This window comes from Scytonema sp. PCC 10023 (genome assembly GCF_963920835.1).
Taxonomy (GTDB): Bacteria; Cyanobacteriota; Cyanobacteriia; order Cyanobacteriales; family Nostocaceae; genus Kalymmatonema.
In genome coordinates, this window is the sequence record NZ_CAWUDP010000114.1 from 19,697 (window position 1) to 30,094 (window position 10,398).

The 10,398-nt window shown below is 42.5% G+C and carries 8 protein-coding genes; 3 read left to right on the forward strand and 5 right to left on the reverse strand.

The features are described 5' to 3' along the window. Positions 1–223 precede the first annotated feature (223 nt). Together ACM0OZ_RS40490 and ACM0OZ_RS40495 are read right to left on the reverse strand one after the other, a co-directional pair. Positions 224–967 (reverse strand): peptidase, encoded by a 744-nt coding sequence (locus tag ACM0OZ_RS40490; RefSeq protein ID WP_414588521.1) that lies wholly within the window; start codon positions 965–967, stop codon positions 224–226. Positions 968–1,201: 234 nt separating this feature from the next. Further along, positions 1,202–3,952, reverse strand: a complete 2,751-nt coding sequence (locus ACM0OZ_RS40495) for a CHAT domain-containing protein (protein WP_414588522.1) — start codon at positions 3,950–3,952, stop codon at positions 1,202–1,204. Positions 3,953–5,422: 1,470 nt separating this feature from the next. Between ACM0OZ_RS40495 and ACM0OZ_RS40500 the strand changes: the two genes are divergently transcribed. After that, entirely contained in the window at positions 5,423–6,571 is a 1,149-nt protein-coding gene (locus tag ACM0OZ_RS40500) for a Na/Pi cotransporter family protein (RefSeq protein WP_414588523.1), read from the forward strand. Between the two features lie 380 nt (positions 6,572–6,951). Here ACM0OZ_RS40500 and ACM0OZ_RS40505 read toward each other — a convergent pair whose 3' ends face one another. Continuing rightward, positions 6,952–7,176, reverse strand: a complete 225-nt coding sequence (locus ACM0OZ_RS40505; RefSeq protein ID WP_414588524.1) for a transposase family protein — start codon at positions 7,174–7,176, stop codon at positions 6,952–6,954. Between the two features lie 289 nt (positions 7,177–7,465). Here ACM0OZ_RS40505 and ACM0OZ_RS40510 point away from each other — a divergent pair, with 289 nt between their 5' ends. Both ACM0OZ_RS40510 and ACM0OZ_RS40515 read left to right on the forward strand, forming a co-directional pair. Then, positions 7,466–7,789: an ArsR/SmtB family transcription factor gene (locus ACM0OZ_RS40510; RefSeq protein ID WP_414588525.1), complete on the forward strand. Its 324-nt coding sequence runs from the start codon at positions 7,466–7,468 to the stop codon at positions 7,787–7,789. Positions 7,790–7,809: 20 nt separating this feature from the next. Further along, positions 7,810–8,289 carry an SRPBCC domain-containing protein gene (locus ACM0OZ_RS40515; protein ID WP_414588526.1) on the forward strand — a complete coding sequence of 160 codons (480 nt, stop codon included), beginning with the start codon at positions 7,810–7,812 and terminating at the stop codon, positions 8,287–8,289. A 216-nt stretch (positions 8,290–8,505) separates the two neighbouring features. On the opposite strand, the gene ACM0OZ_RS40520 is transcribed toward ACM0OZ_RS40515, so the two are convergent. Both ACM0OZ_RS40520 and ACM0OZ_RS40525 read right to left on the reverse strand, forming a co-directional pair. Beyond that, a complete protein-coding gene (locus ACM0OZ_RS40520; RefSeq protein WP_414588527.1) occupies positions 8,506–9,525 on the reverse strand; it encodes a group II intron reverse transcriptase in 1,020 nt (339 codons plus the stop codon). Between the two features lie 355 nt (positions 9,526–9,880). Continuing rightward, the gene (locus ACM0OZ_RS40525; RefSeq protein WP_414588528.1) at positions 9,881–10,333 is read right to left on the reverse strand and encodes an IS66 family transposase; all 453 of its coding nucleotides are present in this window, start codon (positions 10,331–10,333) and stop codon (positions 9,881–9,883) included. Positions 10,334–10,398: the final 65 nt, after the last annotated feature.

Below are 10,398 nucleotides of genomic sequence, written 5' to 3' on the forward strand. Positions count from 1 at the left end.
TTGGTAGAACTGCGGTCATATCTGGATAAATCTGATGTTGAACTATTTATACAATCGTGTGCAAATAGCAAAAAAATGCATTAGTCTTGGATTGAAGCGGCATACGCCCAAGTATGGCGCAGCCGCTTGTATCATTTGTAGATTATTGAAAGCATTGCAGCGCAATGCTTTCAATTACTTATCAGTCTGTTCGCTTTTTGCCATTACAGGTCTGAACCGATGATTAAACAGTAGAGGTGGTGTAGTTGTCGAAGGTCAGGGTGTAGTTTGTATCGCCGCTGTATTGATAAACTTGGAGGAAGTAGTTACCAGCATCATCTAAATTGATACTGTCTGGGGTGGTACTCCCGTTAACAGATCTCACGATTTCATCGTTCGAGTCAAAGATGCGATTTCCGTTAGTGTCTCGCATCACTCGGATATCAGCATCAGAACTGAGTCCAGTCAGGCTAATGTTGGTATCAACAGAGAATCCGAGAGAGAAGGCATAAATATCAGAAGTGTCAGTGTTACCAACTTGACCAGTAAAAGTAAGATCTTGCGTTGGTGACAAATTTCCAAGTTGGTGTTCAATTGCAATCAGGTTGCTGGGATCGGCAGTAGACGCGGATAAACGGTAAGAGACACTGCCTGAACTGCTTCCAAAGCGACTAACTTCTGCAAAATACATACCTGCAGGTTGATCGGCAACATTAATTGAGTCATCTAGGTTGCTTCCCCGGTTAGAAATACCACCAGGAACTTGCTGATCAACCCCCCTATCTAACTCACCATTACCGTTGGTGTCTCGAAAAAGTCTTAGATCGGCATCATCACCAGCGCTGATGTTCGTCAAAGCTAGGTTAATGTTACTAGTACTTGTGAGGTTGATCCCAAAGATATCAGTAGGGTCTGCTGGAGTTACACTGTTATAGCGGGTAACAGGGGTGCCGTTAGAGGGCAGAGGACCGATTTCAATAAGAGACATTTTTCTTTTCCTTTTAGTGTTGTTTAGTAGTTAGAAAATTCAGACCTTAAGCCTGAATCGTGACAACCTAAACTGAAGACTCTTCGACATTACTGTTTTGGCAACTCATGTTGTCCTCAGCATCTAGGTGTCACACCTATCCATACGTGCGCTACTGAGGTCTATGCAGGGTACCCTTTCCTCAAGCGGAAGTTGTAAAATTACTTAATATTTGGAATAGCTGTAAAAAATCCGTTACAACCAATTACCAACGAGAACATAAGCAGCCCAATAACCCGGACGGCTGTAGTTTGGATACTTTTGTAAAAGCGTCACTTGAGCGCGACGCAGTGCTTCCGCCTTTGTGACTTTGGAAGAAACCAACTCACGATAGAACTCACCAATTAAAATTGCAGTAGAGCGATCGCCCACATTCCAAAGACTTGCCAGTGTGCTCCTTGCACCTGCACGCACAGCAACCCCCGCCAAACCCAGGGTTGCCCGATTGTCTCCCGCTGCTGTCTGACAAGCACTCAAGACAAGAAGTTCTACGGCTTCTGGGCGCGTTTCATCTCGACGGCGCAAAAGCAAATCAAAGTCAGTCACATTAATTGGACCATCTGTCGCCAAAACAAATGTATCCTCAGGACGAGAACTAAACTGTCCATGCGTTGCCAGGTGAACGACATTAAACGGAATAGAGTTTATCTTTCCAAACAGTGCTTTACTAGTGAAATCCTGATCTAAAAGTTTTGTAGTTGATACCCCTGCCTTGGCAATCAAGTTAAACTCAGATTTGATTTCCGGTAAGGGCGGAAATCGTTGAAATTTGACTGGCGGTTGCACCAATCCCCCGGCAAGAACCTGCAACTTTTCCTGTGCTAAAGGCTTGGGTTTCTGCAATTGCAGTCCCAAATTCAAGGCAACAGCATATTTCTCAATCAGATATTGCTTACCGTCATACAGTGCTGCCATTGGTACACTTCGCAATGCACCATCTAGTACAAATACTAAAGTATTAACATTGCTACGTTGTAACTCAGGCTCAATTGGTTGAATCAGCCAACTATAGACTTGCTCAGAGAGGGATTGGACTTCCTCCATTCTGTCAGGTTCGGTCAAGTACTGCCGCAGTTGCCCCAAAATATCTTCTACTTCAGTCTGGGATTTATTCACCGAGTAATGCCCGAGAGGTTGCTTGGGAACTTTGACAATGACTTGTAATTGGTCTAGTAGAATAATCGGATAAATAATGGCAGCAGTGGGATTATCCTGATCTACGACTTCGTCTAATACAACCTTTGTCACATTTAAGCAGGCTTCTCGAAAGAAGTTATCCAATTGTGCTAACTGGAGTGCTTCAATTCTTTGTCTAGCTTTATCTAATGTTTCTTCGCTCAGTTTTCCTCCCTGTGATTGCAAAAGCAATGCCACTGATTCGCGGTAAACAGGTTCTACACTTTCCTTAAATGAAAACTGCACATCTCGATTAACTGCTACAAGGTCACTTCTTAGAGATCGCAATTCATCTACAGCAGCATCATACGCTGCAATTGCCCCAGGAATATCTCCCTGCTGTTTTCGCAAGCGTCCCAGCTGCCAATGCCAGTTGTAGGTGATATCCGGCGCATTTACGGCTTGAGCCAACACAAGTGCTTGCTGTGTAAGCTCCTGGGCATACGACCATTGTTTCTCCTGCTCATACAGCCTTCCGAGGGTTCCTATCGCGTAAGATTCAGCTCGCCCATCGCCGAGTGCTTTCGCTTGTTTCACTGCTGTGGCAAGGATTTGAGCAATTTTTTCAGGTGTTGAATGCCGGGTGTCGGTTGTCGGAGCTTCCCCATTCCTAGGGGCACGGCACTGCCCTACACACTCTCTATTCTTTTGTTTGATCAAGCTCTGAGCAAAATGAATTTTAGCATAAACTGCTACTTGAGAGACCGGCAAACTATCTAGCTCAGTTGGAATTTGCGCTAAAAGGGGTTGTGCAGTTGACCACTCCTGTGTAGTCAATAGCACACTGAGAAGATTGATTTGCGCTTGAACCTTAGTGAGTGGTGAAGGAGTTTTGGCGATCGCCTGTTGATAGAAGGCGATCGCATTCTGATTATCTTGCTGGATTCTGGCAGTATTGCCCAAACTCAGCAGGCTCGCACTGATTTCTTGAGGAGATTGCAACCTTTGGGCACTTTCCAGGCTTTTTTGCAGAACTTGACGGGATTGTTCTAAATCTCCGGTTAACTGAAGTGCATCTCCAAGCGATCGCAATTCTACAGCTTTAGTCAAAGAATCTGGTTGAGATTGTAAATTCTGACCTACCTCAGTCAATAACGTCAAAGCACGACGGTAGAATCCCAGAACCTGCAATGCCTGTGCTTGATTAATGCGACTGCGAGTGATCCCAGTGCGATCGCGATCGCCTATCTGAGTATACATCGCTTCAGTTCGTTGCCAGCTTTTTAATGCCTGTTGTGCCTGTCCTTGCTCCAATTGCAGGTTACCTTGAATTTCCAGCGTCTGAGCAAGAATTTGCAAGTGTTGTTTTGAACCCTGAGTCCCCAGCAGTTGTAAACTGTTATTGATTGCCTGAGTGGCTTCAGTAAACATTCCACGCTGCTGGTAAACCAAAGCAAGATTACTGAGGGTCATTGCCTGATAGAGTTTGTCTCCCAGCGCCTGATACTGTTGAGATACACTTTGCAAAACCTCTTGCGCTTCTACTAACCGTCCCGCTTCAAACAGTGCTTTACCCTGTTGTGCTAAATCTTTTAAATGTTCTTTTGCCCTAGACAAATGTTGAACTGGAAAATCAGCCGCTTGAGATTGTCTCAGGACAGGTGAAACAATAAAAACTATAGATGTTGTCACAAGCGTCAGCAGGAGGTAGGCAAGCAAGGGGAAAATTTTCCGCCGTCTACTCCTTTGCCGTTGCTGTTGCTGTTGATCTTTCGGTTGCTGAAAAAAATAACTCAGATAATGGAAAAAGTAGAAGCGTTTTCCCGCCATATCTTTCTTCCTCTAGCTATTAGCTATTATCCATTAGCCATTCCTAGTTTTGTTGGTATTCTTCTTAGAGTACTTCAGCACTTGGCTGCAACGGCTGCTGCAATTGATAACTTAAAGCCACTGGCTAAAATTCTAATCTTGCCAAGAGTTAGCTTCTATAGGATTACTATTTGATTTTTGAAAAGACGCGTAGGGGAGCCAGTGCGCCCTTGGAGGTTCCCTCCGTTGTAGCAACTGGCGTTGTGTTAGCGCGAGAGTACGGCACCATTTATAAGGGTTTGGTGCGTTACGACGTTGGGTCTAACACACCCTACAATACTTAATTTTTTTCATAAATCAAACCGGACTCCTATATGTCGGGTCTTGGTAGAGGTAAGATTCGTAGTCGCCTTGCAGAAAACCAACAAAGTCTGGCGATGCAACCTATCAAATAAAATTTTTATAACCCTGTATATAAACTACCTGTACGTGCAACCATAATGTCTTATATGCAACCAAAATTAATAATTTTTATAGTTATAAGTTAAGATTTTTTCTATAAATTAAATTGTATTTTCTTGTATCTTAGGAGGGATATCTATAGGCGAGTTAAATCTTTTAAATCATTGTTGAAGAAGAATTCAGAATTCAGGATTCAGAATCAATTGAATGGGGATTCAGACCCCAACCAATTGTGGACACCGTGTTAACTGTCGTTATTTAAACCCCTTACCCCTCGGCTTCGCTCGGGGTAAGGCTGAGCGAAGTCGAAGCCTGACTCATCCGCCCTTCGGGTTCACCAGATACCTAGGTCGGGAGACCCTCCTGCACTACTGGTTCACCACTCGCACAGAATACCCAAGCTGAATTCTGGCTCCTGACTCCTGAGTTCTTTTTGTTAAACTTTTTTAAACAAAAAATAACTTTACCTCAGTCAATTGATGGCGTTATTTAAGTTACATATTTTTTACTGGAATGAACACAGCAATATAAACAGCTTAATTAAGCTGTTTATATTGAATTTGTATACTCTCAGTTGCCAGGTTGTTTGCCAGTATTGTATTTTACATTTTTTATTTTTTAATTTTGAATCGCTTATTAGGTTTACCTACGCTCAAGCCTACCTAGAAATTAGGTAATGTTCCAATAGGAAGGAAGTAAAGTTTTTTCTTTTTTATTTAAATAAAATTTAACTTTAAATTAGTCATTTTTTAACCTAGGGAAAAAATGAGTTTAGAAAATATTAAGAAAAGTATTTTTGAAAATAAAAATCAAAGTGATAGCATCTTTATTACTTAAAGCAGATATATATGTGTATGTGTTTATGCAAAATTTATTTACAGCAACGTATGTTTGACAAGTTTAAACGATAGCAACATCCGTTTATTTTGAGGAGTTATTGTGTTTATTGCAAAAATATTCAGTAAAAAGATACTTAAATTGTTGAGTATCGCCTTTTTCGTCATAACTTTGATTTTTTATCCCTCTATATTGAACTCTGAACTTCCATTTTTGGGTTCATCATCTGTAGAGTTTAGCGTCAATGCCCAAACGGTTCAGGCTGAACGTACACAAGGGGACATCAAAGTTGAAATTGCTCAAGCTCCCCCTGCACCCAGCGGTTCGGAACAAGCATCAAAAGAGAAAAAGGGGGTCATAAACTTTTTCCAAATGGCTATGGGTGCAATAGCTGGTCTAGTCTTGTTTATCTATGGCGTAACCCGGTTGTCTGAAGGATTAGAAGACATCGGAACCGACCGGATGAAAAATCTTCTGAGCAAGTTCACCACCAACCGCTTTGCAGGCGTAGGGACTGGAATTGTTGCCACTACTCTTCTGGAATCATCATCAGTTACTATCATTTTGGTGATTGCAATGGTGAGTGCAGGCGTTCTGACATTTGTCCAGTCCCTGGGCGTGGTTTTAGGTTCTAACATTGGGACAGCAGTAGGCGCTCAAATCATCTCTCTTGATATAGAACAATACGTTCCTATTTTGATGTTCCTAGGGCTGTTGGTGCTATTTTTGGGCAAAACAGGCACTCAGAAAAATATCGGTCTGATTCTGCTGGGGTTCGGCTTAATGTTCTATGGTTTGGAAGCCATTGATGAAGCAATGAAGCCGTTTAGAAACTACCAGCCCTTTATTGATTTGATGCGAACCCTGGGTAACAATCCACTTTTAGGTGCCATTGTTGGAGCAATTTTTACAGTTGTCATTCAATCTTCCTCTGCAACAGTCGCCATTGTCATTACCTTGGCGGGTTCTGGCTTGGTTTCACTTCCTGCTGGTATCGCTATCATGCTGGGTGCAGAAGTTGGCACCTGCGCTGATACTCTAGTCGCTACAATTGGGCGTGGTCGTCCAGCTTTGCGGACAGGTGTGTTTCATTTTCTGTTTAATTTAATTAGTGCCATTTTGGGAATCATCTTTGCCCCACTCTTGGCGCAACTTGTCCTAGCAATTTCTGGTGAAAATGTGGGTCGCCAGATTGCTAATGCTCAAATTATCTTTAATTTGATTGGTGTGACAGCAGTTATCTTATTCCTGCCAATCATTGCTCGTGGACTAGAAAGATTAATCCCCAATGCTCCAGATAATAAGCCTGAGAAGCAATTAAAGACAGCATCAAACAAATAATTTCATAAGAGTTATGAGTTCCCTATCTCCTAAGATGTACAGTGACAGATTAGTGTTGTCATAAAAAATAGTTGTCATCAAAAAGCTGAGTGTGGTTGAAAGCTAGGGGAGATGCTCCTAGCTCCTGTTTCTGATGTGTCTCAAGGGCATTGAGCCGAGAACCTTGCATACAACGGAAATAGAGGCTCTTAAAACAGTGAACAGTACACAGTGAACAGTGACGCCTGCTATGGTGTGGTTGTACTGACACCAACGCTTTCTGTGCTCTTGGTGTGGTGTTTCGCCCTTTCGGATGAAACTGATAACTGATAACTGATAACTGATAACTGGTAACTGTTAAAGCTTATCCTATATAGATTTCAGCTTTTTACTTCTCTGTTTCACCAAACAGGGGAAGAGATATTCCCGCGATCGCTCTGTTCATATTTACGTGGATTTAATCGAAATCTTTCAGAGGCAACTCTAAATATCTTAACGAAACGGATTATATGTTCAACAAAGATTCGTTCGGACGCCAGTTCTTTATTTTTCTCTTTTTGCTCTAGACTTAATTCTTGTTTTTTCGGTTTTTTCGTGGGAGTCTTGATTTCAATCAAGAGTTGCACATATATTTTTTGTCATGAAAGGTAGGCATTCCCTATCTGAAAACATTACTTAAAAGGAATCTTACCCTTTTTTGCCATCATCACAGGGCAGGTAGAAGCCTTCTATGTATTTGTGCTTAATATAAAGTAATAAATATATTATCCCTACTGAAGATAATTATTAGCGATCGCTGATTTTTGATCCGACCTCACAAAATCACGGTCTTGGCGAACCAGTCATATCCAATATCAGACATCAGATGTTCAGGATACTTGACACAGTATGTATCCTCGGATATCATTCAACCATATGGTTGAATCAAATGTTGCTCTTGATAGGATTTTTGGTGCTCTCGCCGATGCTACACGGCGAGACATCCTTAAGCGTGTATCGAGAGAAGAATACACCATCAGCGAATTAGCAAAACCATATGATATGTCAATGGCTGCTATTGCGAAGCATATCAGTGTGCTCGAGAAAGCAGGACTCATTACCAAGCGTCGAAGTGGCAAGGAGAAAGTTATTCATGTTACATCAGACACTATCAAAGTAGCCGCAGCCCATCTCAGCGAGTATGAAAAGATCTGGAGTGCCCGTTTTGATGCGTTGGAAAAATTACTAGAAGATCAGTAACACAATAGCAGCATAACAGTATGGCACATCTAAAAGTAACAGTCCCAGAAAATTCACAAAATATCCTGGGCATCGTCACAATCAACGCTCCGCTAGAAAAGGTATTTGAAGCGTATACCAAAGAGGAGCTCTTTGCGAGCTGGTGGTGTCGCGGTAATCCGATGAAAGTGTATCACTTTGATTGTAGAGACGGTGGGAGCTGGCACATTGCTGAGCAATCAGAAGACGGCAATGAGTATGAGTTTACTGGCTGTTTTCATGAAGTCGCTAAAAATAGACGAATCGTGCAGACGTTTGAATTCTTGGGTATGCCGGAACGCGGACATGTCATGCTGGAAAAAGCCTCCTTTCTAGCAATTGACGAACATACGACTGAGATTCATACACATAGCACCGCGATGAGCCAAGAAGACCGTGACGGCATGGTCGCAAGCGGAATGGAAAGCGGCTGGCGTCAGTCAGTTGAAGCCCTCGGCAAGCTTTTAGAATCAGACAACTAAGCGCGCAAATCGCTCTGTCGAAAGACGGATTATGGTTGGAAACAGACGATTTCGGCAGGTCAATATGCGGCATAGAAATTTCGGCTCCACTTCACGAAGGTAGTTAAACGGAACTTTCAATCGTTCGATTTCCGTTTGATAGGGTCGAGGGGAACATTACTGTTCCACCCCTCCCATCCGAAACCGTGCTTGAAAGTTGTCCCTTCACACGGCTACTCAATGTGTTTCCCTTTTGTCATTGCGGGACTTCTGGCTGCCATCAGTGGCAGTTTTGACATCGTGGCAATGGCGATGTAGTAATTGGAGATTTTTCCATTCCTTTTTACCTCCGCAAGAAATGGGATTAATGTGGTCTATTTCCAATAAATCACCTTCATTAAAATGTAAGCCACATCCCATGCATTTACCTTTTTGTTGTTTAAGAAGATTTCTTTTAGTAGTAGGTAAATCAGGATGATTGCTTAACCTTAAACTCCAGTAAATAGTGTCACCATCATATGGACTTTTATCACCCCGGACTTTAACATAATCGTTTACACTTGAGTGAAATTCGATATGTGTTAGTAACTTTAAACCGTTACTGTCTGGTCGCGTGGTGAATACCCAATGGTTGTCAGCGATGGTTTTCCAATATTTCTGATGACCTTTATTAGTGCTTCCGGTTTGTCTTTTAGCCCATCTTCTTAATCGAAGATAGGTTATTCTATCTAACCGGGCGAAATCCCCATTAGTTCCGGCGTCTGAAACTCTGTAATATGTAGCCCATCCCTTAATAACAGGGTTAAGGTCTTTGATTAGTTCCGCCTGGGAACCAGACCTATGTTTTGTGATGATGCTTTTCATATCTTTTTTATGAGACTCAATTGCTTTCACTGATGGGGTAATGAGGGTAATGAAACCAAGACTTTGCCCAAGACTATTTTTATTGTCTCGGTATTTACCCACTTTTTTATGCTGAATATGGTGTCCAAGAAAATCAAATCCGGCTTGACCATCTTCACTTAAGTGTGGGTGCAGCGTATGTGCTACACGAGTCTTTTCTGGTTTCAGTTCTAAGCCAATACCTTTGAGCCAATTTTTGATGATTTCCTCACACCGACTAATGACCCCTGATGGAGTTACTCTACTAAACTGAACTTCCCCGGGTGCAAATGTACTATACAGACCTCTAAGCTTTGGCACACAATGATTACGAGCGTTTATACTTGAAATACCGTACCCATGTAAAGTCTGCATTTAAGGGTACATCTGTGGTAAGCTAAAAAAGGGGGGTCAACGCCTCAAACTCGCTCCGCAAGACCCTTTGACAATTTGTACCCAGTAAGAGCGATTCAAAAAACCTTGAAAGTCGCTCTGGGTAAGAGTTAGCTCTTTTTGATAGGGGGGAAGTTCAGACTAAAGCCTGGAATCCTCCCAATGGGTTTCTCCAGAACGAATCGCACTCGCAGTCATCTCGGCTCAATGCCAGTGCAGCATCCATATAGGGGTAAAATAGCCAAAGCGCATCTTGCCGCCATGTGTCGTCTGAAAATATTACTCAGAGGCTTGTTTCGCAAAAAAAACTAACTTTTACCTAATAACTTAGTGCGTTTTAAGCAGCATTTTTGACAGCAACAGAAGCCGCAGGAACTTGCGGAAGTAAAGTAGGAGTTGGTTGACCCTGGCGTTTGGCACTAACGGCTTGAGTCATAAATTCCAAGACATTTCGACGTTGGGACTTGAGGGAAGTGACAACGCTCAACATCCTTTGCACAAAATTACTACCAGCTTGGCTGTGGGTAACTGCAACCCACAGCCAAGCTTGACTGTTTTTGGAATTACACCCATCAATGTTTCCTTGGGAAAAGCTTGTTTCATCCGCTCCCACGATGTTCGAGTTCTGCACGTATGTTTTTGCTTCCAATACTGCCTCCTCGACTGCATCGCTGGCTTCAAGTCTAAGTTTGTTGACCGTACCCAAAGACATCGTGATTCCAAAGATATCCTGCATCGCACTTTGTACCATCCGGGTACTATGACGGTATAACCCGCTTAATACTGCCACAAGTGCTACTACCGTTATATAAATCCTACTCAAAGCTACTCAACAATATTCATTGCTTATCACTT